The 25,696-nt window shown below is 70.3% G+C and carries 28 protein-coding genes and 1 tRNA gene; 18 read left to right on the top strand and 11 right to left on the bottom strand.

The window, feature by feature from the left end:
* Nucleotides 1-452: 452 nt before the first annotated feature.
* Nucleotides 453-1,427 carry a retropepsin-like aspartic protease gene (locus tag VGN45_RS09650; protein WP_327461839.1) on the top strand — a complete coding sequence of 325 codons (975 nt, stop codon included), beginning with the start codon at nt 453-455 and terminating at the stop codon, nt 1,425-1,427.
* Here the strand turns inward: VGN45_RS09650 and ypfJ are convergent.
* Together ypfJ and VGN45_RS09660 are read right to left on the bottom strand one after the other, a co-directional pair.
* Entirely contained in the window at nt 1,424-2,257 is an 834-nt protein-coding gene (gene ypfJ / locus VGN45_RS09655; RefSeq protein ID WP_327461841.1) for a KPN_02809 family neutral zinc metallopeptidase, read from the bottom strand. The genes VGN45_RS09650 and ypfJ overlap by 4 nt on opposite strands.
* A gap of 149 nt (nt 2,258-2,406) precedes the next feature.
* Entirely contained in the window at nt 2,407-2,772 is a 366-nt protein-coding gene (locus VGN45_RS09660; protein ID WP_327461843.1) for a hypothetical protein, read from the bottom strand.
* Nucleotides 2,773-2,871: 99 nt separating this feature from the next.
* On the opposite strand from VGN45_RS09660, the gene VGN45_RS09665 reads away from it, so the two are divergent.
* The 14 genes from VGN45_RS09665 (at nt 2,872) to VGN45_RS09730 (ending at nt 14,889) form a co-directional block, all read left to right on the top strand.
* Nucleotides 2,872-3,252: a hypothetical protein gene (locus VGN45_RS09665; protein WP_327461845.1), complete on the top strand. Its 381-nt coding sequence runs from the start codon at nt 2,872-2,874 to the stop codon at nt 3,250-3,252.
* Nucleotides 3,249-3,695: a YbgC/FadM family acyl-CoA thioesterase gene (locus VGN45_RS09670; protein ID WP_327461847.1), complete on the top strand. Its 447-nt coding sequence runs from the start codon at nt 3,249-3,251 to the stop codon at nt 3,693-3,695. Before VGN45_RS09665 ends, VGN45_RS09670 begins: the two co-directional genes overlap by 4 nt.
* Nucleotides 3,696-3,797: 102 nt before the next feature.
* Complete coding sequence (gene tolQ / locus VGN45_RS09675; RefSeq protein WP_327461849.1) at nt 3,798-4,541, top strand: protein TolQ; 744 nt, start codon at nt 3,798-3,800, stop codon at nt 4,539-4,541.
* A 3-nt stretch (nt 4,542-4,544) separates the two neighbouring features.
* On the top strand, nt 4,545-5,021 hold the full coding sequence (locus VGN45_RS09680; RefSeq protein ID WP_327461852.1) for a biopolymer transporter ExbD: 477 nt from the start codon (nt 4,545-4,547) through the stop codon (nt 5,019-5,021).
* A gap of 4 nt (nt 5,022-5,025) precedes the next feature.
* Nucleotides 5,026-5,778 carry a hypothetical protein gene (locus tag VGN45_RS09685; protein WP_327461854.1) on the top strand — a complete coding sequence of 251 codons (753 nt, stop codon included), beginning with the start codon at nt 5,026-5,028 and terminating at the stop codon, nt 5,776-5,778.
* A gap of 41 nt (nt 5,779-5,819) precedes the next feature.
* Complete coding sequence (locus tag VGN45_RS09690; RefSeq protein WP_327461856.1) at nt 5,820-6,065, top strand: CopG family transcriptional regulator; 246 nt, start codon at nt 5,820-5,822, stop codon at nt 6,063-6,065.
* The gene (locus VGN45_RS09695) at nt 6,062-6,496 is read left to right on the top strand and encodes a TA system VapC family ribonuclease toxin (RefSeq protein WP_327461858.1); all 435 of its coding nucleotides are present in this window, start codon (nt 6,062-6,064) and stop codon (nt 6,494-6,496) included. Before VGN45_RS09690 ends, VGN45_RS09695 begins: the two co-directional genes overlap by 4 nt.
* Nucleotides 6,497-6,620: 124 nt before the next feature.
* Nucleotides 6,621-7,982 (top strand): Tol-Pal system beta propeller repeat protein TolB, encoded by a 1,362-nt coding sequence (tolB, locus tag VGN45_RS09700; RefSeq protein ID WP_327461860.1) that lies wholly within the window; start codon nt 6,621-6,623, stop codon nt 7,980-7,982.
* Nucleotides 7,983-8,087: 105 nt separating this feature from the next.
* A complete protein-coding gene (gene pal / locus VGN45_RS09705) occupies nt 8,088-8,648 on the top strand; it encodes a peptidoglycan-associated lipoprotein Pal (protein ID WP_327461861.1) in 561 nt (186 codons plus the stop codon).
* Between the two features lie 111 nt (nt 8,649-8,759).
* The gene (locus VGN45_RS09710) at nt 8,760-9,863 is read left to right on the top strand and encodes a DUF3667 domain-containing protein (RefSeq protein ID WP_327461862.1); all 1,104 of its coding nucleotides are present in this window, start codon (nt 8,760-8,762) and stop codon (nt 9,861-9,863) included.
* Nucleotides 9,864-9,900: 37 nt separating this feature from the next.
* A complete protein-coding gene (locus VGN45_RS09715; protein ID WP_327461863.1) occupies nt 9,901-10,746 on the top strand; it encodes a tol-pal system protein in 846 nt (281 codons plus the stop codon).
* Complete coding sequence (tilS, locus tag VGN45_RS09720) at nt 10,737-12,140, top strand: tRNA lysidine(34) synthetase TilS (RefSeq protein WP_414643424.1); 1,404 nt, start codon at nt 10,737-10,739, stop codon at nt 12,138-12,140. The genes VGN45_RS09715 and tilS overlap by 10 nt, the downstream gene beginning before the upstream one ends.
* A complete protein-coding gene (gene ftsH, locus VGN45_RS09725) occupies nt 12,137-14,065 on the top strand; it encodes an ATP-dependent zinc metalloprotease FtsH (protein WP_327461865.1) in 1,929 nt (642 codons plus the stop codon). The genes tilS and ftsH overlap by 4 nt, the downstream gene beginning before the upstream one ends.
* 311 nt (nt 14,066-14,376) lie before the next feature.
* Complete coding sequence (locus tag VGN45_RS09730; protein ID WP_327462222.1) at nt 14,377-14,889, top strand: GcrA family cell cycle regulator; 513 nt, start codon at nt 14,377-14,379, stop codon at nt 14,887-14,889.
* A gap of 176 nt (nt 14,890-15,065) precedes the next feature.
* Here VGN45_RS09730 and apaG read toward each other — a convergent pair whose 3' ends face one another.
* On the bottom strand, nt 15,066-15,473 hold the full coding sequence (gene apaG, locus VGN45_RS09735) for a Co2+/Mg2+ efflux protein ApaG (protein ID WP_327461867.1): 408 nt from the start codon (nt 15,471-15,473) through the stop codon (nt 15,066-15,068).
* Between the two features lie 43 nt (nt 15,474-15,516).
* Between apaG and VGN45_RS09740 the strand changes: the two genes are divergently transcribed.
* Complete coding sequence (locus VGN45_RS09740; RefSeq protein ID WP_327461868.1) at nt 15,517-16,542, top strand: 2'-deoxycytidine 5'-triphosphate deaminase; 1,026 nt, start codon at nt 15,517-15,519, stop codon at nt 16,540-16,542.
* Here VGN45_RS09740 and VGN45_RS09745 read toward each other — a convergent pair.
* The 5 genes from VGN45_RS09745 to VGN45_RS09765 all read right to left on the bottom strand — a co-directional run bounded on the left by VGN45_RS09745 (nt 16,526) and on the right by VGN45_RS09765 (nt 23,546).
* Nucleotides 16,526-17,356, bottom strand: coding sequence for a DUF3298 and DUF4163 domain-containing protein (locus VGN45_RS09745; RefSeq protein ID WP_327461870.1), 831 nt, complete (start codon nt 17,354-17,356; stop codon nt 16,526-16,528). The genes VGN45_RS09740 and VGN45_RS09745 overlap by 17 nt on opposite strands.
* Nucleotides 17,357-17,376: 20 nt before the next feature.
* Nucleotides 17,377-18,414: a UbiA family prenyltransferase gene (locus VGN45_RS09750; protein WP_327461872.1), complete on the bottom strand. Its 1,038-nt coding sequence runs from the start codon at nt 18,412-18,414 to the stop codon at nt 17,377-17,379.
* A gap of 195 nt (nt 18,415-18,609) precedes the next feature.
* Nucleotides 18,610-20,784, bottom strand: a complete 2,175-nt coding sequence (locus VGN45_RS09755) for a 3-hydroxyacyl-CoA dehydrogenase NAD-binding domain-containing protein (RefSeq protein WP_327462224.1) — start codon at nt 20,782-20,784, stop codon at nt 18,610-18,612.
* 215 nt (nt 20,785-20,999) lie between these two features.
* A complete protein-coding gene (locus VGN45_RS09760) occupies nt 21,000-22,205 on the bottom strand; it encodes an acetyl-CoA C-acetyltransferase (RefSeq protein WP_327461874.1) in 1,206 nt (401 codons plus the stop codon).
* Between the two features lie 129 nt (nt 22,206-22,334).
* On the bottom strand, nt 22,335-23,546 hold the full coding sequence (locus VGN45_RS09765) for a PQQ-dependent sugar dehydrogenase (RefSeq protein ID WP_327461876.1): 1,212 nt from the start codon (nt 23,544-23,546) through the stop codon (nt 22,335-22,337).
* A 170-nt stretch (nt 23,547-23,716) separates the two neighbouring features.
* Here VGN45_RS09765 and VGN45_RS09770 point away from each other — a divergent pair.
* Nucleotides 23,717-23,793: transfer RNA gene (locus VGN45_RS09770), tRNA-Met, on the top strand.
* Between the two features lie 13 nt (nt 23,794-23,806).
* Here VGN45_RS09770 and VGN45_RS09775 read toward each other — a convergent pair.
* Nucleotides 23,807-24,172 (bottom strand): hypothetical protein, encoded by a 366-nt coding sequence (locus tag VGN45_RS09775; RefSeq protein ID WP_327461878.1) that lies wholly within the window; start codon nt 24,170-24,172, stop codon nt 23,807-23,809.
* Nucleotides 24,169-24,525 carry a hypothetical protein gene (locus tag VGN45_RS09780; RefSeq protein ID WP_327461879.1) on the bottom strand — a complete coding sequence of 119 codons (357 nt, stop codon included), beginning with the start codon at nt 24,523-24,525 and terminating at the stop codon, nt 24,169-24,171. The genes VGN45_RS09775 and VGN45_RS09780 overlap by 4 nt, the downstream gene beginning before the upstream one ends.
* Before the next feature lie 62 nt (nt 24,526-24,587).
* Here VGN45_RS09780 and VGN45_RS09785 point away from each other — a divergent pair, with 62 nt between their 5' ends.
* Entirely contained in the window at nt 24,588-24,929 is a 342-nt protein-coding gene (locus tag VGN45_RS09785; RefSeq protein WP_327461881.1) for a hypothetical protein, read from the top strand.
* Between the two features lie 93 nt (nt 24,930-25,022).
* Here the strand turns inward: VGN45_RS09785 and VGN45_RS09790 are convergent, their stop codons facing one another.
* Nucleotides 25,023-25,643 carry a TlpA disulfide reductase family protein gene (locus VGN45_RS09790; protein WP_327461883.1) on the bottom strand — a complete coding sequence of 207 codons (621 nt, stop codon included), beginning with the start codon at nt 25,641-25,643 and terminating at the stop codon, nt 25,023-25,025.
* Nucleotides 25,644-25,696 lie beyond the last annotated feature (53 nt).

Consider the following 25,696-nt stretch of genomic DNA (forward strand, 5'->3'; position numbering starts at 1 on the left):
CGCGACAAGCTCGCAAGGCCTTGCGCCCTCCCCTGCGACGGAACCCCCAAATGCTGCCCCACGCACGAACCGACGTCGGAAAGTCGCCGCTGAAAAAACGCAGGGCGTTGAAAGGGCAAAGAAAGACGGGAGAAGTCGTCACAACTGCGCGCAGAGAGCCGACGCATCGCCTTCCCCGCTTGCCGGGGCGCCTGGCCGATCGCATGCGATCGGCCTGCGAGGCTCGCGAAGCGAGGCGGATGGGGTGGCTCGCGGGGCCTCGCTCACCGGTCGACGCTCGGCTTGATGACACAGCCACCCCATCCGACCGACGCTGTCGGCCACCTTCCCCGGCAAGCGGGGAAGGAAAAGGCAGGCGTCGCCCTACGGCTTCCGTTCTCGGCGGGACAGGACAGGCGGCCCGCGACCCTACGGCTCTGGACGTCGGGGCCGGCTGCGGCCATGTCGGAGGGATGAACCGTCGCGGGCTTCTGATCCGGCTGGGGGTGCTGGCCGGCGCAGTGGGCGGCGGCTGGTGGGTGAAGGATCATGTCCTGTGGCCGGCGCCCCGTCCGGTGTTCGACGGCAGGACCACCCCCTGGCTGAGCTATCGCGCGCCGGCCGTGACGCCGACGATCGACGTGACCGTGGGTGGGGTTCCGACCGTGGCCCTGATCGACACGGGCGCCCAGTATTCGGTGATCGACCGCGGCCTGCACGAGCGGCTGGCGGCGCAGGGGCGGGAGCGGCTGAACTTTCCCCTGCCCGTGCTCGCCTATGGCGTCGGAGGGCGGCCCCAGCTGGGGCGCGGCGCCGTGGTGGACGTGGAGACCGAGGGGCTGAGCCTGCCCGGGCTGCGTGCCGCCATCTTGGACCTGGGGCCCATCGCCGACCGCGAGCGGGGGCTGGGGGCGGAGCTGATCCTGGGCCACGACGTCCTGGAGACGATGGTTCTGGACGTCGAGACGTCGGCGCGGCGCAGCCGCCTGTCGGCGCCGGGCGCCCTGCCGCTTCCGGCTCAGGCGCGGGCCCTGCCGGCCCGGAAGTCGGGCGCCTCGATGCGGCTGGACGTCACGCTGGAGGGGCGGCCGGTGGAGGCGCTGGTCGACACCGGGGCCTCGTCGCTGCTGGCCCTGTCGCGCCGGTCGGCCGAGGCGGCGGGCCTGCTGGACGGCCGGGTGCTGACGCGCGGGTCCAGCCTGGTGCTGGGCGGACAGGTCGGCGCCCTGGTGGCGCGGGCCCGCACGGTCGGCGTGGGCGGGCGGACGTTCGCCGACGCGCCGGTGGCCATCTTCGCCGACGTCTCGGCCCCCGGCTTTCCGGGGGCCCTGCTGGGCATGGCGGCGTTCGCCGGTCAGGCGGTTCGTTTCGATCTGGCGAGCGCCGGACTGTGGGCGACCGAGGCGCCCGACGTCACCGTGGGGCCGCGGCGCCGACGCCGCTCCTAGCGCGCCGCGAAGGTGTCGCAGGCGGCGGGGTCGCCGCTCTCGTAGCCGCGACGCAGCCAGGCCGCCCTCTCCTGGGACGTGCCGTGGGTGAAGCTCTCGGGCGAGGCGCGGCCGCCGGTCAGGCGGTCGTCGCCGATGGCCGAGGCGGTCTGCAGTCCGGCCTCCAGATCGCCCGGCGTCATCGCCACCTGGCCGTTGGAAACGGCCGAGGCGTTGGCCGCCCAGACGCCGGCATAGCAGTCGGCCTGCAGCTCCAGCGCCACGGACCAGCGGTTGGCCTCGCCCCGGCTGCGCGCGTTCTGTTGCGCCTGCTGCACCTGCTGCGAGGCGCCGGTCAGGGTCTGGACGTGGTGACCGAACTCGTGGGCGATGACGTAGGCGCGGGCGAACTCGGCGCCCGATCCGCCCAGCTGTTCCAGCTGCCGCCAGAAGCTCAGGTCCAGATACACGGTCCGGTCGGTGGGGCAGTAGAAGGGACCCATCGCCGCCTGGCCGAAGCCGCACTGGGTGCCCGTGCCGCCTTCGTACAGCACCACGCGCGGCGGCTGATAGCCGACCAGGGCGCGGGACCAGACGTCGTTGATGTTGGCGCCGACCACGTCGACGAACAGGCCGGCCTGATCCTCGGGCGTGCCCTTCTCGCCCTCCTGTTGGGTCGCGGCGCCGAACTGGCTGGCGACCTGGGTGGTCGTGGCGGGGTCGATGCCGAAGAACAGATAGCCCAGAAGGGCGATCACGCCGACCCCCAGGCCCCCGCCGACCACGCCGCCCGCGCCCATGCCGCGCCGATCCTCGATGCCGCCGCCGCGACGTCCGCCCTGCCAACGCATGTGATCCCCTCCAGAATGCTTTGCCGGGCCTGAACTCACGCCCGCGACGTCGCCTGGAGCGCCGCCTCGGCCGACCTGGGCCCGTGGCCGCCACGGCCACGCTAGGTCAGAACGGGGTTAAGTCAAAAGGGATGCAGCCGCGTGACGGCTCAGCGCGGCGGGCCCAGCCAGGCGTCGATCTGGCCGACGTCGCCGCCGGGCGTCGAGGCGGGGAAGCCGCCGTTGGGCCGCACCGGAGCGACCGGCGCGGGCTGGCGGGCGCCGGGATAGGGCAGAGCCGGGGCGCGGCCGGCTTCGATCCGCGCCGCCGCGCCGCGCGCGTCGGCATGGCTGCGCGCCGCCTCGGCCTGGCGCAGGTCGGCCTGACGTCGCTGGTCGGCCATGGCCTGCAGGTTGCGGTCGGCGTCGTGGCGGTGGCGGTCGAACTCCGACGCGCCCGGCCAGGGCGCGACCTGGGCCTGGGCCGCGCCGGCGGCGAGGCTGAGACCGACGGCGAGCAGAAGCGGACGGATCATCCGCGCACCATGCGCCCAGCGGACGGCGCCACGAAGGCGCCCGCGATCACTTTCCGGCGAGGGGTTCCGGGCCGGGGCGAAGCTGGGCATTGTGGGCGCATGGCCGCCCGCCGGATCCGCACCGACCGCCTGATCGCCGTTCTGGGCGCGGCCGTGCTGCTGCTCGGAGCCGTGGTGGGCTGGCGCCTGATCGCGACGGAGGGCGTGGCCCCGTGGGAGACGCCGCCTCAGCGTCGGGCGCTGCAGCAGGTACGCGAGCGGTTCGGCCCGACGGGACAGGTGCGGCTGATCGAGCGGGGCCGGGGGCCGGTCGTCTGCGGCTATGCGGGGCGTCGTGGCGAAGCGGAGACCGTGGCCTTCGTGTCTCGCCCCAACCGCATCCTGTTCGCCGACGATCCGCTGGTGGGCGAGTTCCGGGCCATGGTCGACGTCGACTGTCCCGGCCTGCCCGTCGCTCCGCCCGCGCGAGGCGCGCCGTGACGGAGACGCCCACCGCCGGATCGTTCGACGGCCGCGAGCACCGGCTGCCCGTGCGCGTCTACTACGAGGACACCGACTTCACGGGCCTGGTCTATCACGGCAGCTACGTCCGCTTCTTCGAGCGCGGGCGGTCGGACTTCCTGCGCGCCGCGGGGGTGGGACACGCGGAGCTGATGGACGGGCCGTCGCCGCTGGCCTTCGTGGTGGCCGAGATGAGCCTGCGCTGGCTCAAGCCCGCCCGCATCGACGACGCCCTGATCGTGCGGACGCTCTACGAGCGGATCCGGGGGCCGCGCCTTATCATCGACCAGAGGATCACGCGCGGCGACGAGACGCTGTGCGAGGCGCGGGTGACGGCGGTGTGCATCCATCCCGACGGGCGGCCGCGGCGGCCGACCACTCTCCTGATGGAGAAGGTCCGGCCGTGGCTGGCGCCCGCATAAGCTGACCATAAGTGACGAAGCGTCCCGACCTCGCTAGACCCGCCATGAAATCGCCTTGCCGTCCTCCACGATGGGCGGCGCAACCTTGACCGGAACGCCCGCATGACCGTGCCCGCCGAAGCCAGCCTGTTGAACCCCGTCGAGCTGTTCATGGCCGCCGACTGGGTGGTGAAGGCCGTGATGGTCGGCCTGGCGCTGGCGTCGCTGTGGTCGTGGGCGGTGATCCTGGACAAGGCCTTCCGCTTTTCCGGCATGAACCGGCGGGCGGATCAGTTCGAGGACGTGATCCATTCCGGCCGACCATTGGAGGACGTGGCGGCGCAGGCGGGGCCGAACCCCACCGACCCCCTGCCGCGCATGCTGGTGCTGGCGGTGACCGACTGGCGCGACGCCCGGGCCAAGGGGCAGCTGGGCGAGGTGCAGGGCCAGATGCTGATGGCGCGCATCGACCGGGCGCTGGACAGCCTGATCGCGCGCGAGGGCCAGCGGATCGAGAACGGTCTGGGCGTGCTGTCGGTGGTGGCCACCGCGTCGCCGTTCATCGGCCTGTTCGGCACGGTGTGGGGCATCATGAACGCCTTTTCGGCCATCGCCTCGGCCGGGAACACCAACCTGACCACCGTGGCCCCGGCGATCGCCGAGGCCCTGTTCGCCACCGCCATCGGTCTGGCGGCGGCCATCCCGGCCTACATCGCCTACAACAAGTTCTCGATCGACGCGGGCAAGTTCACCGGCCGGATGGAGGCCTTCGCCGACGATCTGCAGGCCGCCGTGGCGCGCCGGGTGGGCGCCCCTTCGGCCCCGCCGGCGCCCGCGCCCGACTACAGCGACCGCCGGGGGCTCTGAGCCATGGCCCTGAGCGTCGGAGGCGGCGGGCATCAGAGAGGACGCAGGCGTCCCCGCAAGAAGCCGCTGAGCGAGATCAACGTCACGCCGCTGGTGGACGTCATGCTGGTGCTGCTGATCATCTTCATGATCTCGGCGCCGCTGCTGACGGTGGCCGTGCCGGTCGACCTGCCGGACACCGAGGCCGGCGCGGTCGAGGCGGAGCAGGAGCCGGTGGTCGTGTCCATCGACCGGTCGGGCGAGGTCTTCGTGGGCGAGGCCCGGGTCGGCTACGACGGCCTGATCGAGGGCGTGCGTCAGGCCGGAGGGTCGCCGGACGCGGCGGTGTCGGTGCGCGCGGACGGCGCCGCGCCCTATTCCGAGGTGGCCAAGGTCATGGCCCGGCTGTCGGCGAACGGCTACGCCAAGCTGAACCTGATCACCGACACCGCCCCGCGCGCCGCGCCGGCGGCGACTCCCGTCACGGCGACGGAGGGCTGACGGCATGAAGGCGCCCGGGCCCGGCACCATCGGCTCGATCGTCCTGCACGCGGGACTGGGCGCCCTGCTGTTCGTGTCGTGGCCGGACAAGCCTTTGCCGCCCGCGCCGACGGAGGGGATCCGCGTCTCGGTCATCTCCGACGTCCAGGTCGAGGCGGCCGCGGCCGACAATCCGTCCGAAGAACTGATCGCCGAGGACGGGGCCACGGTCCCCCCGCCGGAGACCGAGGCGCCGCCGACGCCGGAGCCGACCCCGCCCCCGCCGACGCCCGCCCCGCGCAAGGCACCCACTCCCACGCCCCGCCCGCCGGTCACCCGCCCTCCGACCCCGCAGCCGCGCCCGCCGGCGCCGGCGCCGAAGCGCGAAGAGCCGTCGCTGGACTTCGACCGCCTGGCGAAACGCCCCAACGAGGGCCGCACCAACCGCCGTCCCAACACCGGAGACGCGGGCCGCGGCCAGGCGCCGCGGGCGCTGGGGCGGGCGGACATCAGCGCGCTGGGGCGGCAAGTCAGCGTCAACTGCACCCCCGGCGTGATGCAGGCGGGGTCCATCGTGGTTCAGGTCAGCGTCACGCTCGACACGAGCGGCCGGCTGGTCGGAACGCCGCGACTGGTCAACCCGCGCAACGACGCCGCCTATCGCGCCATGTCGGACTCGGTCTTGCGCGGCATCCGTGCGGCGGCGCCCTTCGACATGCCGGCCGGGTATGAACAGCAGACATTCACCTTCGCCTTCGACAGCGCCTCGGCCTGTTGATGCGTGATGCATGATGCGCCGCATCATGCTATCATGCAGTCATGCGCACGACCCTGACCATCGACGACGACGTGCTGGAAGCCGCCAAGGCCCAGGCCGAACACGAGGGAAAGAGCGTGGGGAAAGTGATTTCCGAGACGTTCCGCGCCGCGCGGTTCAGGTCGGCGACCATCGAGGAAGGTCCCGTCTATCGCAACGGCATCCGGCTGTTGCCGCTGAGAGGCAAACCGGGTGACAAGCCGGTCACGCACGAATTCGTCAGGCAGCTGCTGGACGAATTTCCTTGATCCATCTGCTGGACGTCAACGTCCTTATTGCGCTGCTCGATCGACATCACGTCGGTCACATCTCGGCGTGGCGGTGGTTCCCCGAGGTTCAAGCTGACGGCTGGGCCACCTGCCCCTTCACGCAGGCGGGCTGGGTGAGGATCGTCTCAGGAGCAAGTTATCGTCCGAATCCAGTTCCCATCGCGGAGGCGACGTCTGCGTTGGCGGACATGTGCGCCTCTCCCGGCCACGTGTTCTGGCCGGCGGACGTCAGTCTTCTTGATGCCGGCTTCATCGACGCCGCGCGCCTCGGCAAGGGCGGCCACGTCACTGACGCCTACCTCCTGGCCCTCGCCGCCTCGCGCGGGGCCCGGCTGGCGACCTTCGACCGGAAGATGCGCACCGACGCCGTGCCGAACGGAAAGGCCGCCCTGTTCGTCATTCCCGCCTGACGCCACCTGACGCGTCGTCGTTAACCGCCAAGCTCGCCCGAAAGTCGCCGCATTGGGGCCGAGAGTGGTTTTTCGTCACGTCGTGCGTTCAGTATGCGGCGGAGATCATGAGCCGGAGCCTGCAATGCGATTGAAGACCGTCCTGACCGCGTTCGCCGCCGCCTGCGTCGCCCTGCCCGGCGCGGCGTTGGCGCAGGACCCGACGACGGGCGAACCGCAGATCGTGGTGATCGATCAGGCGGAGCTGCGGCCCTTCCCGATCGCGATCGTGGGCTTCACAGGCCAGTACGGCGACGACATTTCGAACGTCGTCCGCGGCAATCTGCGCCGCTCGGGCTTCTTCGATCCGCTGAACCCGGCGGGCTTCACCGAGCGGCCCGGACTGGGGGCGCGCCCGACCTTTCCGGCATGGACCAGCATCGGGGCGCAGGCGGTGCTGTACGGCGGCGTCACCCAACGCGCGGACGGCCGAGTGGACGTGGGCTTCCGCCTGTACGACACCTACCGCGAGTGCCAGCTGGTCAGCTACCAGTTCACCGCCACGGCCGAGCAGTGGCGGCGCATCGCGCACAAGATCTCCGACGTCGTCTATCAGCGCATGACGGGTGAGAGCGGCTTCTTCGACACGCGCGTGATCTACGTCGCCGAAAGCGGCACGCAGCTCAACAAGCTGAGCCGGCTGGCCATCGTGGACCAGGACGGGTTCAATCCGGTGTTCCTGACCCAGGGCGACGAGATCATCATGTCGCCGCGCTTCTCCACCTCGAACCCGGACGAGGTGACCTACGTCGCGCTGGGCAAGGACTACAGCCGCATCTACCTGTACGATCTGTCGACCGGGCGGCGCGAAAGCCTGGGTCAGTTCGACGGACAGGTGCTGGCGCCGCGCTATTCGAACGACGGGTCGAAGCTGGCGTTTTCGATCATCCGGGGCGGCAACACCGACGTCTACACGATCGACCTGAACACCCGCGAGCTGCGCCGCCTGACGACCGATCCGGGCATCGACACCTCGCCCAGCTTCTCGCCCGACAACTCCATGATCGCCTTCACCTCGGACCGTTCCGGCTCAGCGCGCATCTACGCCATGCGCGCGGACGGCACGGGCCAGCGGCCGGTCAGCCGGGGCGGCGGCCTGTACACCGCGCCGTCGTGGAGCCCGCGCGGCGACCTGATCGCCTTCACCAAGCAGCAGGGCGGACAATTCCACATCGGGGTGATGGGCACGGACGGATCGGGCGAGCGCATCCTGTCTTCGAGCTATTTCGAGGAGGGACCGTCATGGGCCCCGAACGGCCGCTACGTCATGTTCGCGCGCCAGACGCGGGGCGGCGACACCCGGCTGTGGACCGTGGACCTGTCCGGCCGCGTCGTGGCGCAGGCGGGGTACGAAGGCCGCGGCTCCGACCCCGCCTGGTCGCCGCTGCTGGACCAGCCGCCCGCCGATCTGGGCTTCAACCAGGGGGCCGACAGCTGCCCCACCTGACCGAACCTCACAATCGCGTCATCACCGCTGGCGAGGCGCGGTTTCAGGCGTTAGCCGATCACCAACGGTGAAGCTTCACCGGACGAAATCCAGGAGACCCACCCGATGCAGACGACCTCTCTCATCCGCCTGGCGCTGGTCGGCGCCTCGGTCCTGACCCTGGCGGCGTGCACGCGTCCGGCCCAGCCGGAACCCGGCGTCCCCGGCGGCGGCACGGTTTCGACCACGCCGGACACGCGCGGTCCGGGCGCCGGCACGGGGACCGTCGGCGGGGGGAACATTCCCGCCGCGGCCGGCTCGGTCGAGGACTTCTCGGTCAACGTCGGCGACCGGGTCTATTTCGACCTGGACAGCTATGAGATCCGCCGCGACGCCTATCCGCGCCTGGACGCCCAGGCCGCCTGGCTGCGCCGCTATCCGAACGTCATGGTCCGCATCGAGGGCAACGCCGACGAACGCGGCACCCGCGAATACAACATCGCGCTCGGCTCGCGCCGGGCGGAATCGGTGCGGTCCTATCTGATTGAGCGCGGCATTCCGGCGAACCGGATCGACGTCATCAGCTTCGGCAAGGAACGTCCGATCGCCGAGGGCTCGAACGAGGAAGCCTGGGCCCGCAACCGCAACGGCCGCACGGCCATCGTCTCGGGCGCGCCGGCCCGCTGATCCCGAGCACGCAAGTGCAAGAGGGCGGTCGCTTCGGCGGCCGCCCTTTTTCTTTGACCGGCGGCGCGGGTCGGGCGACATCTCGGGCGCATTGGACGCTTGGGGGCGGGCATGGTGGACATCGACGCGGCGGGCGGGGCGGCGAGCGCGGGGCTGGTCGCCTCGGCGATCGAGAAGCCGACCGGCCACGCGGGCGACGAACACGGAAACTGCACCGACTGCGGCCTGCCCGTCTCCGGAAACTTCTGCGCCAACTGCGGTCAGCCGACCCATGTGCACCGCAGCCTGCTGCACCTGGTGGAGGAGGTGCTGCACGGCGTGGTGCATTTCGACGGCCGCATCTGGCGGACCCTGCCGTTGCTGGCGATCAATCCGGGGCGGCTGACACGCGAATGGATCCAGGGCCGCCGCACCCGCTACGTGTCGCCGCTGGCCATCTTCCTGTTCAGCGTCTTTCTGATGTTCTTCGTGTTCAGCTTCACCGGCTCGCTTGAGCCGAACGTGACGGTGAATCTCGAAGAGGAAATCACCGAGACCCGGACGGCGCTGGCGGAAACGCGACGGGAATTGGCGGAGGCCCGGGCGGAGCCGGACGCACCCGGCGCCGCCGGCGTGATCGTCGGCCTGCAGCGGGCCGTCGAGACGTCCGAACGTCGCCTGGCCTCCCTGGAAGAAGCGCAGGCAGGCGGCGGAAAACGCACCGACGGTCTGGAACCCGGCAGTTGGCAGGCGGAGGTGCGCGACGCGGTCGAGGCGGGAAATCTGAACGTGAGTCTGGGGAACGCGGGGCTGAACGAAAAGGTGGAGAAGAAGCTGCTGAACCCCGACCTCGCGATCTACAAGGTTCAGCAGACCCTCTATAAATTCAGCTTCCTGCTGATCCCGCTGTCGATCCCGTTCGTGGCGCTGCTGTTCCTTTGGAAGCGGGGATTCACGCTTTATGACCACGGCGTCTTCGTCATCTATTCGCTGACGGCGGTGTCGATCCTGATGATCCTGACGGCCGCCTTGGGTGCGATCTGGGTGGGTTTCGGCGTCTTGGGCGCCGGGGTGTTCACTTTCGGCCTGCCGGTCCACATGTTCGCCCAACTGAAGGGGACGTATGGACTTTCGATCTTCTCGGCCCTGTGGCGGACGGTCCTGCTGCTTTTGTTCTGCATCCTGACCTCGACCTTGTTCTTGATCGCCGTCATCGTGCTGGGCCTGACCGGCTGACGAGATTCAGCCGCAAACTTCGTGGACGCTGCCTCTCATGCTCAAGCTGCCCAAACTCTCGCGCAACGCCCTGATGACCGCGCTGGGCGTCTCGCTGATCGCCGGCACGGTGATCGCCCAGGTCGCCCCGACCGAGCCGATCATCTGGGACAAGCGGCGGCTGGACCAGTTGGACCGCAACGTCCGCAAGCTGGAGCGCGCCATCTTTCAGCGGAACGCCGACGGTCAACCCTTCCTGATGGAGCCCGACCCCGAGGTCGTGGCCTTGCAGGGCCGCGTCGGCGGGGTCGATCGGCGACTGGCCGACGTCGAGGCGACGATCCAGCGCATGAACGGCGACATCGAGAGCCTGACCCTCGATCTGGAGCAGATGAAGACCGAGAACGGCCGCCTGCGCACCCGCCTGGGCGAGGCCGAGGCGCGGGTGGGATCCCTGGAGCAGCGCGCGCGGGAGGAGGCGGAGCTGAACGCCCCGATCGTCGCCAACAGCCCGACGGGCGCCGCGGCCGGCGACCTGGCCGCCGCCAACCGCCTGCTGTCCACCAATCCGGCGCGCGGCGAGCGGGCGCTGGAGGTCGTGATCGTGACCTGGCCGGACGCCGAAGAGGCGCGCCTGGCCAACGTGCGGCTGGGCGACCTGCGGGTCGAGGATCAGGACACCGCCGGAGCCGTGCCCTATTACGCCGCCGCGCTGCGCGGCTGGCCGACCGCCGGCTGGGCGCCGGAGGCCACGATCAAGCTGGCCGAAGCTTTGGAGGCCGAGGATCAGAGCACCGACGCCTGCATCGCCCTGCGCGAGTTCCGCACGCGCTACGGCACGGGCGCGCCGCAATCGCTGACGACGCGCGCCACGGCCGTGCGCACCTCGGCCGGGTGCCGCTGACCGATCCCGAGGCCCTGACGGCGCGGGTCCGGGCGCGTCTTGACGCGCGCCTGTGCCGGGATGAAGCGGCGCCGTTGGCGGTGGCGCTGTCGGGCGGCGGGGATTCCGTCGCCCTTCTGGCGCTGGTCGCGGACTGGGCGCGCGTGAACGGTCGGCGGGTGCTGGCCCTGACGGTCGACCACGGCCTGAACCCCGACAGCCGGGACTGGTCCGGCCGGTGCGCCGCGCAGGCGCGAGCTCTGGGCACGGACTGGCGCGAGCTGAGCTGGACCGGCGACAAGCCGGCGACGGGACTGCCCGCCGCCGCCCGCGCCGCGCGCCACGCCCTGCTGGCCGACGCCGCGCGCGCGGCCGGGGCGCGGGTGATCCTGATGGGACACACGGCCGACGACGTGGCCGAAAGCGACCTGATCCGCGCCGAGGGCACGCCCATCGGCCGCCTTCGTGAATGGTCTCCCAGCCCGGCCTGGCCCGAGGGTCGCGGCCTTATGCTGGTGCGCCCGCTGCTGGGCGAACGCCGCGAGGCGCTGCGCGATCTGCTGCGCGCGCGACGGCTGGACTGGATCGAAGACCCTGCGAACGCGGACCTGCGGTTCGCGCGAGCGAGAGTTCGCGCCCAGTTCCCTCTCCCGGCGGGAGAGGGCTTGAGGCTCGCAGAGCGTCAGCGATGCGCCAGCCGAAAGGGTGAGGGGCTCCCTGTCGAACGTAGCCCCTCACCCTTTCGCGTTACCAATCGCTTCGCTCTTGGACGCTCAAGCCCTCTCCCGCCGGGAGAGGGAACCATGCGTGCGGATCGCTCGATCGCCCCGGCTTCGCTCGCCGCAGCGCTGACCTGTGTCGGGGGCGGGGTCCGGAGTCCGCGCGGCGACGCGCTGGCGCGTTTGACGGCGCGTCTGCGATCCGGCGACGACTTCGACGTCGTCCTCTGCGGCGCGCGCCTGACGGCGCGGGGAGATGAGGTTCTGATCCACCGCGAACCCGGCGAGCAGCGGCGGCAGGGCCTGGCGCCGCTGCGCCTCGAACCCGGCCAGCCCTGCGTCTGGGACGGCCGGTTCGAGATCGCCGCCGACGCGCCCGGCCTGACCGTCGTGCCGGCCCGCGGCCTGCTCAATCGCCTTTCGCCCGCCGACCGGGCCGCGCTGAACGCCCTGCCGCCCGCCGCGCGGGGGGCCGAGCCGGTCCTGATCCAGGACGGCGATCTGCGCCCGGTTCTTGCAGGGAGCGCGGCCAGGGTGCGGTCGCTGGTCGAGGCGCGCCTGGCGGCGGCGCTGGACGCGACGTCGCATGAGGCCGACCTGTTCCGTGACCGGATGGCGCCCGGCCGTCCGCCCGCCTATCTTGAGACCGACGCGGCGATCGCCACCGGCGACCGCCTGACCGAGAGGACCGAATGAATCTGCGCAACCTCGCCGTCGCCGGCATGATCGGGCTGGGCCTTCTGGCCGTCTACGCCATGATGAGCCAGGGCGGCGGCCCCACCATGCCCGGCGCCAAGGCCGCCGCGGCCCGGCCCCAGGAAATGACCTACTCCCAGCTGCTGGCCGCCGCCGCCGACAGCCGCATCAAGTCCGTCGAGGTGCGCGGCGAGGCCATGACCGGGGTGTTGAAGGACGACACGCGGTTCACGGCCACCACGCCCCTGCCCAACGTCGAACTGGTCAACGAGATCGAGGCGTCCGGCGCCGAAGTGGCCGTGAAGTCCATGCGCCAGCCGCTGTGGATGAGCATCTTGCTGGGCCTGCTGCCCATCTTCGTGCTGGTCGGCCTGTTCTTCCTGATCACGCGCCAGATGCAGGGCGGGGCGCGCGGGGCCATGGGCTTCGGCAAGTCCAAGGCCAAGCTGCTGACCGAGCACAAGGGGCGCAAGACCTTCGAGGACGTCGCCGGCGTGGACGAGGCCAAGGAAGAGCTGCAGGAGGTCGTCGACTTCCTGAAGGACCCCGGCAAGTTCCAGCGCCTGGGCGGCAAGATCCCCAAGGGCGCCCTGCTGGTCGGCCCTCCCGGCACCGGCAAGACGCTCTTGGCCCGCGCCGTCGCGGGTGAGGCGGGCGTGCCCTTCTTCTCCATCTCGGGCTCGGACTTCGTGGAGATGTTCGTGGGCGTCGGCGCCAGCCGCGTGCGCGACATGTTCGAACAGGCCAAGAAGAACGCGCCCTGCATCATCTTCATCGACGAGATCGACGCGGTCGGTCGTCACCGGGGCGCGGGCCTGGGCGGCGGCAACGACGAGCGCGAGCAGACGCTGAACCAGCTGCTGGTCGAGATGGACGGGTTCGAGGCGTCGGAGAACATCATCCTGATCGCCGCGACCAACCGTCCGGACGTTCTGGACCCGGCCCTGCTGCGTCCCGGCCGCTTCGACCGTCAGGTGGTGGTGCCGAACCCGGACGTGGGCGGGCGCGAGAAGATTCTGCGCGTGCACATGAAGGACGTGCCCCTGGCCGCCGACGTGAACGTGAAGACCATCGCGCGCGGCACGCCGGGCTTTTCGGGCGCCGACCTGGCCAACCTCGTCAACGAGGCGGCGCTGATGGCGGCGCGCAAGGACCGCAAGATGGTCACCCACCGCGACTTCGAGGACGCCAAGGACAAGGTCATGATGGGCTCCGAGCGGAAGTCCATGGCCATGAACGAGGAAGAGAAGCGTCTGACCGCCTATCACGAGGCCGGCCACGCCATCGTCGCCATGAACGTCAAGATGGCCGACCCCGTGCACAAGGCGACCATCGTGCCGCGCGGCCGCGCCCTGGGCATGGTCATGCAGCTGCCGGAAGGCGACCGCTATTCGATGAAGTACCAGCAGATGGTCGACCGCATCGCCATCATGGCCGGTGGCCGCGTGGCCGAGGAGCTGATCTTCGGCAAGGCCAACATCACCTCCGGCGCCAGTTCCGACATCGAGCAGGCGACCAAGCTGGCCCGCGCCATGGTCACGCGCTGGGGCTTCTCCGACGTGCTGGGCACCGTGGCCTATGGCGAGAACCAGGAGGAGGTCTTCCTGGGCCACTCCGTCGCGCGCAGCCAGAACGTCTCGGAAGAGACGGCCCGGATCATCGACGGAGAGGTCAAGCGGCTGGTCACCAGCGGCTGGGAAGAGGCGCGCAAGATCCTGAAGCGCAAGAAGCTGGATCACGAAAAACTGGCCCAGGCCCTGCTGGAATACGAGACCCTGTCGGGCGAGGAGATCCGCGACCTGCTGGAGAAGGGCGTCGCCCCGAACCGCGACGAGACCGCCTTCCCCAACTCCGGCCCTTCTGTGTCCGTGCCCGTCACGCCGGTGTCGGACGGGACGACGGTGGAGACCCCGACGGTCCACTGACGCGCTGACCCTCTCCCAACGGGAGAGGGCTTGAGCGCACGGCGGCGCAGCCGTCGTCCTGGCGCGAAAGGGTGAGGGTCGGCTGGCGAAAGGTGCCCCTCTCCCTTTCGGCTGGCGCATCGCTTCGCTCTGCGAGCCTCAAGCCCTCTCCCGCCGGGAGAGGGTTCGCGATACCCCACATCTAGTTCCTGTGGACGGCACGAAATCCACATATTGCGCGTCTTAAGGGGAGGTTTACGATTAGTGGTGGGTCGCCGGCCACGCACCGGGGTTTCGGCGCCATATGTTGAATCTTGGAGGGCGACATGAGCCTGGGCTGGACCGAAGACCGCGTCGGCGCGCTGAAGAAACTCTGGCTCGAGGGCCAGTCGGCCAGCCAGATCGCCAAGCAGCTGGGCGGCGGCGTGACCCGCAACGCCGTGATCGGCAAGGTGCATCGCCTGGGCCTGTCCGGCCGCGCCGCGCCGTCGCAGCCGGCCCGCACCACCTTCCGCCCCACGCGCCCGCGCCCGGCCGCCGCCGCGCCGACGCAGGCCCCCAGCGCCCCGCGCCGCATCGAGGCCGCCCAGCCGCGCCCGGCCGCGCCGGTGGCCCCGCGGCCCGAGCCGATCCCCGACCTGCCGGGCACCGCCACGGTGATGACCCTGGGCGCCCATATGTGCAAATGGCCGATCGGCGACCCGTCCTCGGCCGAGTTCAGCTTCTGCGGCCGCCGCGCTTCGGAAGGCGTCTACTGCGTCGAGCACGCCCGCGTCGCCTATCAGCCCGCCCTGAAGAAGAACGGCGCCGGTGAGTTGGCCCGGTCGCTGCGGCGGTACATCTAAGCGCCCTATCGCTCGGGACGCGGTCCCTCGCTGCTTGAGGGCAGGGCCGCCACACAGGCGTCATGAACGGCCTCTAACAGGCCCGCCGTCCGCCCGGCGTCGCCCCGCAATGCGACGCCGGATCGGGACGGGGCTGCGGTTCTCCGGGTTGACGCAGCCCCGGTCTCGCCCCTCGCTCAGTTCAGCGTGCGCCCCGCGCCCGGCACGTCCAGACTGAAAGCCGGGATGGCCACCTCGAACCGCCCGCCCTTCTCGTCCGCCATCATGTACGTCCCCACCATGGCGCCCGACGGCGTCGACAGCGGGCAGCCCGAGGCATAGCTGTGCGACCCGCCTGGGGGGATCACCGGCTGCTCGCCGACCACGCCGGCCCCCCGAACCTCCTCCGTCCGCCCCAGACCGTCGGTGATGGTCCAGTGCCGCGCCAGCAGCTGCACCGGCTCCGGGCGGCAGTTCACGATCTCGACCTGATAGGCCCAGACCCAGCGCCCAGCTTCCGGGTCCGACTGCCCGGCCAGATAGCTGGGGCGGACGCGCACGATGACGTCGTGGGTCTCGGCGGAATAGGCGGGGCCGTCGTGCATCCCCCATGGTGACGCGCGCGACCAAACCGTGCAAACCCGGATCATGAGCTTGACCGAAACACCGGGCATCCTGCCCTGCCAGGGCATCGAGGCCCTGATCGCCGCCGGCGCCGTGACCACCGACACCCCGTGGGACGCCGACCAGGTGCAGCCCGCCAGTCTGGACCTTCGACTGGGGGCTCAGGCGTGGCGCGTGCGCGCCAGCTTCCTGCCGGGCGCGCGCCGCGTGGAGGACCGCATCGCCGACGTGGCCATGCATTCCATCGACCTGACCCCCGGCGTGGTGTTGGAAAAGGGCTGCGTCTACATCGCGAAACTGCAGGAGCGGCTGAGCCTGCCCCAAGGCCTGATCGCGCGGGCCAACCCCAAGAGCTCGACCGGACGTGTGGACGTCTTCGTGCGCCTGCTGACCGACCGGGGCGACGCCTTCGACGACGTGGCCGAGGGTTACGACGGGCCGCTGTATCTGGAGATCGCGCCCCAGACCTTTTCCATCTTGGTGCGGCCCGGCACGCGGCTCAACCAGCTGCGGCTGAAGGCGGGCGAGCCGCCGAAGCTGGAGACCCGTTCGGTGGGCGTCGACCTGGCCGGGGCGGACGGAGAGATCGTCGGGTTCCGCGGTCGCCGCCACGCCGGCGTGGTCGATCTCGACCGCATCGACGGCCACGATCCGCGCGACTTCTGGGAGCCCCTCTACGCGCGCAAGGGCGAACTGCTGCTGGACCCCGGCGAGTTCTACATCCTGGCGTCGAACGAGGCGGTCGAGATCCCGGTGCTTCAGGCCGCCGAGATGACGCCGATCGACCCCTCGGTGGGCGAGTTCCGCGTCCACTACGCCGGCTTCTTCGACCCCGGCTTCGGCACCGACGAGGCGGCAGGCAAGGGATCCAAGGGTGTGCTGGAAGTGCGCACGCACGACACCCCCTTCCTGCTGGAGCACGGCCAGACGGTGGCGCGGCTGGTCTATGAGCCGCTCACCGAAAAGCCTTCACGCCTGTATGGCCAGGGCGGCAGCCACTACCAGCGACAGGGGCTGAAGCTGAGCAAGCACTTCAGGGTGTGGGCGTAGACGCCGCCTTCGTCGGGCTTCCGGCGAACTCGTCGGCATAGGCGGGCGCCAGCAGCGACTGGAACGCCGACAGCGGCACGGTGACCGCATAGGCGCCCTCCGCATAGGGGCCGACCTGATAGGGGCCGATCAGGAAGGTCAGGCCGCCCGCCTTGCCGCCGGTCGTGCCGGGGGCCAGCACGAAGGGCGTCTCCGACGCACGGGGGCAGGCCCAGTCCTTGCCGCCCAGCGTCACGGGCTGAGCGTCGGGCACGCGGGCGCGCTTCTCGGCGTTGATGGCGGCGCACAGGGCGCGGTCCAGCGCGGTGAAGTCCGCGCCCTTGGCGAAGAGGTCCGTCCAACCGATCTGGCGCTTCAGCGCCTTGTCCCACAGCACGCCGGTCGCGGCGCTGTTGGGGTGCGCCCCGCCGGTGAATTCCGACGCGCTGCGGGTCAGGCTCAGCAGCTTGCCGGTCTCATGCGCGACCGTCAGCTCGACGGTCTGCTCATAGGCCATGTTCGGCGCGCCGGCCTCGGTGTTGTCGGCCTGGGCGCCCTCGGCGAACTCGCGCAGGTGGGCCACCTCGTCGGCATAGACCTTGGCGTGCAGGTCTGGCTGGGCCTTGATGGCGTCCGGCAGCTTCAGACTGACGGTGGCGAAGGCGGTCTTTTCAGAAAAGATCAGCGGCGCGGCCGCGTCGGCCGGGGTCACGGCGGCGCCCGGCGCGGCGGGGGCGGCGACGCCGTCGGCGACGGGCTCCCGGTCGCGGTTGCAGGCCGACAGCGTCAGCACGGCGGCGGAGGCGAGCAGCAGGAAGCGGGCGCGGGCGGTCATGGCGGTCTCCTTCGAGAGCTTCACCCTAATGCGCCCAGGCCTATGGCGAAAAGGAGGATCAGGCCGGCGTCGCGGTTGGACTTGAACAGGCGAAGGGCCAGCAGGCCGTCCTCGCGGCGGACGCGCGCGGTCTGGAAGGCGAGATGGAGCGCGAACAGGACGAGGCCCAGCCAGAACCAAAGGCCGAGCCAAGCCAAGGCTCCGGCCAGAGCGGCGAAGGCGACCGCCAGCGCATAGAAGACGCCCACGCCGATCCGCACGTTCGCCCCAAGACGCCGTGCGGAGGACTTCACCCCGATCATGGCGTCGTCCTCCACGTCCTGCAGCGCGTAGATCGTATCGTAGCCGAGGGTCCAGAAGACGCCGGAGAGCCAGAGGAGGACGGCGGGGGCCATGCCATTCCAGTTCGGGACGACGAAGTAGGTGTCGTGCAGGCTGTAGTCGATCGGCCCTGCGAAGCCGTAGGGCTGGATGGTCAGACCTGTCTCGGCGGCGAGCATCGCCGCTGAGGCCGATGCCGACGCCGCCGCGAAGCCCATCAGGGCGCCCCAGTTGAAGGTCATGCCCAGCCAGGCCTGCGGCCACCAGGTGATGCGCTTCATGAAGGGGTAGGCGGCGACCAGCGCCAGCGAGGCGACGCCAAGCGCGATGGCGACCGGCCCCAGAGTCAGCAGGATGCCCAAGGAGATCAGGCTGCACCCGACGACATAGGCCCAGGCCCCCTTCACCGAGATGCGCCCCGCCGCCACCGGCCTCGAGGCCGTGCGGGCCACCTGGGCGTCGATCTTGCGGTCCACCACGTCGTTGAAGGCGCAGCCTGCGGCGCGCATCAGGCAAGCCCCGATCAGAAAGCCGCCGTACAGCCAGGCGTCATAGGCGTCGGGCGCCTTCCGATATTGCGCCAGCGCGAGCGTGATCCCCTGCCAGCCGGGCAGCAGCAGCAGCCAGATGCCGATCGGCCGGTCGAAGCGCCCCAGCTTCAGCCAGTCCTTCAGCCCCTCCGGCGCATGGCGGTCGACCCAGTTCGTGGGCACAGCGTCGGGCAGGGGCGCGGTCATTCCGGAGGGATAGCGCGGCGGCGGATCAGACGAAACAATCCCTTCCCCGCTCGCCGGGGAAGGTGGCTCGCGGAGCGAGACGGATGGGGTGGCTCCGCGAGCCTAGCTCACTGTCGGGCGGTCGGCGTGAGGCAACAGCCACCCCATCCGACCGACGCTGTCGGCCACCTTCCCCGGCGAGCGGGGAAGGAAATCTTACGCCGCCGCCTTCTGCCCGGTGAACCGGCCGTAGAAGGTCTCGCCCTTGGCCGCCATGTCGCGGAGCAGCTGGGGCGGGCTGAACCGGTCGCCGTACTTGGCGGCATAGGCGTCGGCCTGTTCGACGAAGGCCTTCAGTCCATACTGGTCGATGTAGGTGATGGGGCCGCCGGTCCAGGGCGCGAAGCCCCAGGCCAGGATGGCGCCGACGTCGGCCTCGCGCGGATCGTCGATCACGCCCTCTTCCCAGCAGCGGGCGACCTCGACGGCCTGACGGAAGATCAGGCGGCGCTTCTGGTCCTCGACCAGCTCGGGCGTCGAGTCGCTGATGGTGACCGGCGCCAGCTCCGACAGGCCCTTCCACAGGGTCTTGGGCTTGGAGGCGTAGTCGTAGAAGCCCATGCCGTTCTTGCGGCCATAGCGGCCCAGGTCCTCGACCATGGTCTGGACGATCTTCCAGCCGGGCAGGGGCACATAGGCGTCGCCCAGGTCTTCTTTCGTCTGCTTGGCGATCTTCACGCTCAGATCGAGCGCGACGTCGTCGTGCATCTCCAGCGGGCCGCGCGGCATGCCCGTCATGCGGCCGATGTTGTCGATCATCGCCGGGGCATAGCCCTCCTCCAGCATGGCCAGGCCCTCGGCCACGTAGGTGCCGAAGCAGCGCGAGGTGTAGAAGCCGCGGCCGTCCTGGACGACGATCGGGGTCTTCTTGATCTTCATGACGTAGTCGAGCGCCTTGGCGAGCGCCGCCTGGCCGGTCTTCGCCCCCATGATGATCTCGACCAGCATCATCTTGTCGACGGGCGAGAAGAAGTGGATGCCGATGAAGTCCTCGGGGCGGACCGAGGCCTCGGCCAGGCCGGTGATCGGCAGGGTCGAGGTGTTGGAGCCGAACACCGCGCCGGGCGTCAGCTGGGCCTCGGCGCGTTTGGTGACGTCGGCCTTGATCTCGCGGTTCTCGAACACCGCCTCGATGACCAGGTCCGAGCCCTTGATGTGGTCGTAGTCCGTGGTGGCGATCACCGACGCCAGCAGGGCGTCGTACTTGTCCTGGGTCAGCTGGCCGCGCGACAGGCGCTTTTTCAGCAGCTCCTCGACGTGGGCCTTGCCCTTGTCGGCGGCCTCCTGGTCGCGGTCGATCAGGATGGTCTGGATGCCCGCGAGCGCGTTCACATAGGCGATGCCCGCGCCCATCATGCCGGCGCCCAGCACGGTGACCTTCTTGGGATCGGATTGGGGCACGTCCTTGGGCCGCACCGCGCCCTTGTCCAGCTCCTGCTTGGACAGGAACAGGCTGCGGATCATGCCCTGGGCCTGGGGCGTCATCAGGGTCTTGATGAAGTAGCGGGTCTCGATGCGCAGCGCCGCGTCCATCGGCACCTGCACGCCTTCATAGACCGCCTTCATCAGGTTCAGCACGGCCGGATAGTTACCGTAGGACTGCTTCCGCAGCATGGCGTTGCCGACCAGGAAGTTCTGGATGCCCGCCGGGTGATAGGGGCCGCCGCCAGGCAGCTTGAAGCCCTTGTCGTCCCACGGCTGGGCCGCCTTGCCGCCGCCCTTGATCCAGGCCTTGGCGGCCTCGACCTCGGTCCCGGCGGGCACGACCTCATGCACGATCCCCGCGCCCTTGGCGTCGTTGGGGCGGAAGGACTTGCCCTCGCTCATGGCCATCATCGCGGCCTGGACGCCGACCAGGCGCGTCAGGCGCTGGGTGCCGCCGCCGCCGGGGAACAGGCCGACCTTGATCTCGGGCAGGCCCAGCTGGATCTTCGGGCTGTCGCCGACGACGCGGTAGTGACAGGCCAGCGTCAGCTCCAGCCCGCCGCCCAGCGCCAGACCGTTGATCGCGGCGGCGACGGGCTTGCCGCAGGTCTCGAGCGCGCGCAGGGCCCCGTTCAGCTTCCAGCCGGCATCGTAAGCGTCCTGAAGCGAGCCGCCGGTCAGCATGCCCGCCGCCATCTCGCCCAGGTCCGCCCCGGCGCAGAAGCCCGAGGCCTTGCCCGACGTCAGGACCGCGCCCTTGATGGCGTCGTCCGATTTGATGCGCTCGACCACCTGCGGGATCTCGGCCATGACCGAGCCGGTCAGGGTGTTCATCGACCGGCCCGGCACGTCGAAGGTGACCAGGGCGATGCCGTCGGCGTCGACGTCGATCTTGAAGTTTTCCATCGGCTTCAGCCTTTGCATTCTGACGTCGGCGTTCGGACCGACCGTTGTTGTTTCTTCACCAAGGACACCAAGGGGCCACCAAGGACACAAAGGGATTGGAGCGAGGCGCTGCCGGCAATCCGACTTACGAATGCGCTGCGCGCGGCTGTTAAGGACTCCGCTCTCTTGGTGTCCTTGGTGGCCCCTTGGTGCCCTTGGTGATGAACCCCCTAAACCTAAACCCGCTCGATGACCGTGGCGGTGCCCATGCCGCCGCCGATGCACAGGGTGATGAGGGCGGTCTCCTTGCCGGAGCGCTCCAGCTCGTCCAGCACCACGCCGGTGATCATGGCTCCGGTGGCGCCCAGCGGGTGGCCCATGGCGATGGCGCCGCCGCAGACGTTGATCTGGTCGTGCGGGATGTCCAGCGCCTGCATGAAGCGCAGCACGACGGCGGCGAAGGCCTCGTTCAGCTCCCACAGGTCGATGTCGGCGGTGGTCATGCCCAGCTTGCCGAGCAGCTTATTCGCCACGAACTCCGGTCCCGTCAGCATGATGGACGGCTCCGACCCGATCGAGGCGGCGCCGCGGATCTTGGCCCGAGGCTTGAGGCCCAGCGCCTTGCCGGCTTCCAGCGAACCGATCAGCACGCCGGCCGATCCGTCGACGATGCCCGAGCTGTTGCCCGGGGTGTGGACGTGGTTGACGCGCTCGACCTCGGGGTAGCGCTGGTTGATCACGGCGTCGAAGGCCATCTCGCCCATCATGGCGAAGGACGGGTTCAGCGCGCCGAGCGTCTGCATGTCGGTGTTCGGACGGATCGTCTCGTCGTGATCCAGGATGGTCAGGCCCAGCTGGTCCTTGACCGGCACCACCGACTTAGAGAACCGGCCTTCGGCCCACGACTTGGCCGACCGCTTGTGGCTCTCGACCGCATAGGCGTCGACGTCGTCGCGGCTGAAGCCCCACTTGGAGGCGATCATGTCGGCCGACACGCCCTGAGGCACGAAATAGGTCGGAAAGGCCGAGGACGGATCGACCGGCCAGGCCCCGCCGTCGCTGCCCATCGGCACGCGGCTCATGGCCTCGACGCCGCCGCCGACGGCGAAGTCGGCCTCGCCGGACTTCACCTTGGCCGCGGCCATGTTCACGGCTTCAAGGCCCGAGGCGCAGAAGCGGTTGATCTGGACGCCGGCGACCGTCTGGGCCCAGCCCGAGTTCAGCACGGCGGTGCGGGCGATGTCGGCGCCCTGTTCACCGACCGGCGAGACGCAGCCCAGGATGACGTCGTCGACCTTTGACGTGTCCAGCCCGTTGCGGTCGCGCAGGCTCTCCAGCACCTGGGTCGCCAGCGACAGGGCGGTGATCTCGTGCAGCGAGCCGTCCTTCTTGCCCTTGCCGCGCGGCGTGCGAACCGCGTCGTAGATATAGGCGTCGGTCATGAGGGTCTCTCTACGTTCGCCCTACCGCTCGGCGCGCGGCGCCTCGCTGCATGAGGGCATGAGTGCGGAATCGAAACGTGCCCGCCAAAGACCCTACGTTTACGTCAACGTCAAGTAACGACTTGAACGTCAGCCTTCGGTGGAAAGGCGCACCAGCTTGCCGTTCTCCTCGTCGGTGATGACCCAGACGGCCCCGTCCGGGCCCACGGCGACGTCACGGACGCGTTCGCCGAGGTCGGTCAGCAGGCGCTCCTCGCCGACCACTTCTCCGTTCTCCAGGACCAGTCGCGCCAAATGCTTGCCGCCCAGTCCACCGATCAGCAGGTTGCCGTTCCAGCCAGGAAACATGGCGCCCTGATAGAAGGTCATGCCGCCCGGCGCGATGACCGGATCCCAGTAGTAGACCGGCTGAACCGTGCCTTCCTTCTGCGTCAGGCCGGCGTTGATCTGTCCGCCGCGATATTCGATGCCATACGCGACGTCGGGCCAGCCGTAATTCAGGCCCGCGCGGTCGAGGTTCAGCTCGTCGCCGCCGCGCGTGCCGTGCTCGATGGTCCACACCTCGTCACCCGCGACGGCGATCCCCTGCATGTTGCGGTGACCCAGCGACCAGATTTCCGGCAGGGCGCCCTCCCGACCCACGAAGGGATTGTCGGCCGGCACGCTGCCGTCGGCGTTGATCCGGATCGTCTTGCCCATGTGGGAACCCAGGTCCTGGGCCTGGGGCCGCATCTGCGGCACGGATCGGTCGCCGGTCGTGACGAACAGACTTCCGTCCCGTCCGAAGGCCAGCGACGAGCCGTAGTGCATCGTTCCGTCGAAGGTGGGCGAGGCGCGGAAGATGACCTGCACGTCCTCGATCCGCGTCGCGTCGGCCGACAGGCGGCCGCGCGCGACGGAGGTGGCGTTGCCGCCGTCGCGAGGTTCCGCATAGCTCCAGTAGACCAGACGGTCCTGGGCGAAGCCGGGCGAGACGACCACGTCCAGCAGGCCGCCCTGACCGCGGGCGTCGACGGCCGGCAGTCCGGCGATCGGCTCCCCGACCTGCCCCCGGGCGGTGATCAGGCGCAGGCGGCCCGGGCGCTCGGTCACCAGCCAGTTTCCGTCGGGCAGCAGGGCCAGACCCCACGGCTCGACCAGGCCCGAAGCGACCACGGCGTGAGTCAACGCCGCCTCGGTGCGGACGCCCGGCGCGCGCGTCTGGCCCTCGAAGGCCGGGCGCTGGTCCGGGGCGTTGGCGGGCCGCGTCTCGACCGGGGCGCCGGGCGCGGGATCCTGGGCCACGCCGGGGCCGCAGGCGGCCAGCAGGGCGGCGATCGAGACGGCGGCGAGGCGGATCATGGCGAGGAACTCCGGTCTGAAATCTCGGACCCGCAACGTCGGGCGCCCGAACGCGATCCGCAAGGCGCGGAATGGTCGCGCGTGGGCGCTTGAACCGGAGGCGTCCGGTCGTTATAGGCCACGATCCCTCGCGCGGCCCCTCGACCGGCCGCGGCGGGTTCCCTTTTTGGGGCTGGGTAGCTCAGCTGGTTAGAGCGGTGGATTCATAACCCACAGGTCGGCGGTTCGAGCCCGCCCCCAGCCACCATTTCGTGAACGCGTCAGCCGCCGCGCATCCGCCGTCCGCGTGGCGTGACCGCGCCCGTGTTCCCCGGGCAGATCTGACGCACGCGCAGCGCCATGTTGCGGTCGCCCTCGGCATTGGCCAGATCACGCGCCTCGCGGCAGCGGCCCTGATGGATCAGGTGATCGACGCGGACGGCGCGATCGACGCGATCGAGGCCGTAATGCTCGACCAGCTCCAGCCATGAGGACCGTCGGCGGCGGCGCTCCTCGTTCTCGAAGCGCGACACCTGCTGGCCCTCGGTGAGCTGCAGGGCCTGCTGAGCGGACTGGGCGGCCGCGTCCCCCGCGGCGCCGGACGCGGCCACTGCCGCCAAGGCGATCAGCACGCCCCTGAGGCTCATCCGCGCTGGCGGCAGGTTTGACGGATCCGGATGACCATCGAGCGCTCGCCGGCTTCGGAAGCCAGTTCGCGGGCCTCGCGGCATTTGCCCTGGTCGATCAAATCCGAGACCCGTCGGGCCAGATCCATGCGCTCGGCGCCGTACTCTCCCTCCAGCTCCTCCGGAGAGCCCAGCCGCGCCCGCCGCATTTCCTCGGACTCGAAGCGCCACGTCTGCTCGCCGGCGGTCATCCGGCCGATCGGCCCCCCGGCGGCCTGCTGGGGGCTGGGCGGCGCGCCGCTTTGGGCCGACGCGGCGCCGGCCGTGACCAGAATTGCGCCGGTGGCGCCGACGACAGTCATGAGCATGCGCATTGCGATCTCCTCGATGCTGGCGCAACGACAATGACACAGTCCCGACCCGCTGCAACCTCGCCGTGGCCGCCGCGTTCACGGCCAAGGTTCACATCAAGGAGACCGCCATGCGCATCCGCACCCTTTCGCTCGCCGCCGTCGCCGTTCTCGCCCTAGGCGCCGCCGCCTGCTCGGAATCGACGCAGGAAAGCGCCGAGGCCGACGCGGAGGCCGCCGCCGCAAACACCGGCGAGGCCGCCGAGGACGCGGGCTCTGCCCTGGCGGAAGAAGCCGCGCAGGTCGGCTCGGCCATCGAGGCAGGCGCCAAGGAGGCCGCGCAGGAGGTCGACGAGGCCACCGACCGTCTGGCCCGGGAGGCCCGCGAGCAGGAAGCCGAGACCCAGACCGACGCCCGCGGCAACTGACGTCTTGTTTGCCCTACCGCTCGCGACGCGGTCGCTCGCTGCTTGAGGGCGGCCTATCGCTCGCGACGCGGTCGCTCGCTGCTTGAGGGCGGCTCAGGCCGGTTCGGCCAGCAGGGCGTCGACCAGCGCCCGTGCTTCCGGACCGGCCCAGTCGGCTTCCCCCGAGAAACTGGCGCGCATGCGGCCCTGACGGTCCAAGATCACCGTCTGGGGCATCTTGCCCTCGCCCGGCAGGACGAAGGGCAGTTTGAAGTCCTTGTCGCCGTAGAACGGCAGGGGCTCGTGCACGTCGATGAAGCTCAGCGCGTCGGCCACCGCGTCGTCGGTGGCGTCGACGTTGATGGGCAGGACCACGAGGTCCCTGCCCGCATAGGCCTGGGCCAGAGCCTGCAGCGTCGGCATCTCTGTGCGGCAGGGCGCGCACCACATGGCCCAGAGGTTCACCACCACCACCTTGCCGCGGAAATCGGCGAAACGCGCGTCGGCCCCGCCGCGGGTCTTGAAGACGTAGTCGGGGGCGACCGGCGTGTCGGCGGGCGTTTCCAGACGGGCCAGCGAGCGCGTCGCGAAGCGCGCCAAATCGCTCTTCTGCGCCTCCGCCGGCGTCGAGCCTTTGAACAGGGCGTCGGGTTTGGCATAGAGCAGCGCGCCCCCGGCCGCGCCGAGTACGACCACGCCCGCGATCACGGCGATCGCCGCTTTGGACAGTCCCATGACCGAAAACCCCGCCTCCGACGCCGATCACAAAGACCCCGGCAGGGCTGAAG

It is taken from the genome of Brevundimonas sp. (assembly GCF_035999125.1).
GTDB lineage: Bacteria > Pseudomonadota > Alphaproteobacteria > Caulobacterales > Caulobacteraceae > Brevundimonas.

What these genes read in the sequence shown, in the direction of transcription:
- VGN45_RS09650 (WP_327461839.1), top strand. Translation starts at nt 453, where the DNA reads ATGAACCGTCGCGGGCTTCTGATCCGGCTGGGGGTGCTGGCCGGCGCA.
- ypfJ (WP_327461841.1), bottom strand. Translation starts at nt 2,257, where the DNA reads ATGCGTTGGCAGGGCGGACGTCGCGGCGGCGGCATCGAGGATCGGCGC.
- VGN45_RS09660 (WP_327461843.1), bottom strand. Translation starts at nt 2,772, where the DNA reads ATGATCCGTCCGCTTCTGCTCGCCGTCGGTCTCAGCCTCGCCGCCGGC.
- VGN45_RS09665 (WP_327461845.1), top strand. Translation starts at nt 2,872, where the DNA reads ATGGCCGCCCGCCGGATCCGCACCGACCGCCTGATCGCCGTTCTGGGC.
- tolQ (WP_327461849.1), top strand. Translation starts at nt 3,798, where the DNA reads ATGACCGTGCCCGCCGAAGCCAGCCTGTTGAACCCCGTCGAGCTGTTC.
- VGN45_RS09680 (WP_327461852.1), top strand. Translation starts at nt 4,545, where the DNA reads ATGGCCCTGAGCGTCGGAGGCGGCGGGCATCAGAGAGGACGCAGGCGT.
- VGN45_RS09685 (WP_327461854.1), top strand. Translation starts at nt 5,026, where the DNA reads ATGAAGGCGCCCGGGCCCGGCACCATCGGCTCGATCGTCCTGCACGCG.
- VGN45_RS09690 (WP_327461856.1), top strand. Translation starts at nt 5,820, where the DNA reads ATGCGCACGACCCTGACCATCGACGACGACGTGCTGGAAGCCGCCAAG.
- tolB (WP_327461860.1), top strand. Translation starts at nt 6,621, where the DNA reads ATGCGATTGAAGACCGTCCTGACCGCGTTCGCCGCCGCCTGCGTCGCC.
- pal (WP_327461861.1), top strand. Translation starts at nt 8,088, where the DNA reads ATGCAGACGACCTCTCTCATCCGCCTGGCGCTGGTCGGCGCCTCGGTC.
- VGN45_RS09710 (WP_327461862.1), top strand. Translation starts at nt 8,760, where the DNA reads ATGGTGGACATCGACGCGGCGGGCGGGGCGGCGAGCGCGGGGCTGGTC.
- VGN45_RS09715 (WP_327461863.1), top strand. Translation starts at nt 9,901, where the DNA reads ATGCTCAAGCTGCCCAAACTCTCGCGCAACGCCCTGATGACCGCGCTG.
- ftsH (WP_327461865.1), top strand. Translation starts at nt 12,137, where the DNA reads ATGAATCTGCGCAACCTCGCCGTCGCCGGCATGATCGGGCTGGGCCTT.
- apaG (WP_327461867.1), bottom strand. Translation starts at nt 15,473, where the DNA reads ATGCACGACGGCCCCGCCTATTCCGCCGAGACCCACGACGTCATCGTG.
- VGN45_RS09740 (WP_327461868.1), top strand. Translation starts at nt 15,517, where the DNA reads ATGAGCTTGACCGAAACACCGGGCATCCTGCCCTGCCAGGGCATCGAG.
- VGN45_RS09745 (WP_327461870.1), bottom strand. Translation starts at nt 17,356, where the DNA reads ATGACCGCCCGCGCCCGCTTCCTGCTGCTCGCCTCCGCCGCCGTGCTG.
- VGN45_RS09750 (WP_327461872.1), bottom strand. Translation starts at nt 18,414, where the DNA reads ATGACCGCGCCCCTGCCCGACGCTGTGCCCACGAACTGGGTCGACCGC.
- VGN45_RS09755 (WP_327462224.1), bottom strand. Translation starts at nt 20,784, where the DNA reads ATGGAAAACTTCAAGATCGACGTCGACGCCGACGGCATCGCCCTGGTC.
- VGN45_RS09760 (WP_327461874.1), bottom strand. Translation starts at nt 22,205, where the DNA reads ATGACCGACGCCTATATCTACGACGCGGTTCGCACGCCGCGCGGCAAG.
- VGN45_RS09765 (WP_327461876.1), bottom strand. Translation starts at nt 23,546, where the DNA reads ATGATCCGCCTCGCCGCCGTCTCGATCGCCGCCCTGCTGGCCGCCTGC.
- VGN45_RS09775 (WP_327461878.1), bottom strand. Translation starts at nt 24,172, where the DNA reads ATGAGCCTCAGGGGCGTGCTGATCGCCTTGGCGGCAGTGGCCGCGTCC.
- VGN45_RS09780 (WP_327461879.1), bottom strand. Translation starts at nt 24,525, where the DNA reads ATGCGCATGCTCATGACTGTCGTCGGCGCCACCGGCGCAATTCTGGTC.
- VGN45_RS09790 (WP_327461883.1), bottom strand. Translation starts at nt 25,643, where the DNA reads ATGGGACTGTCCAAAGCGGCGATCGCCGTGATCGCGGGCGTGGTCGTA.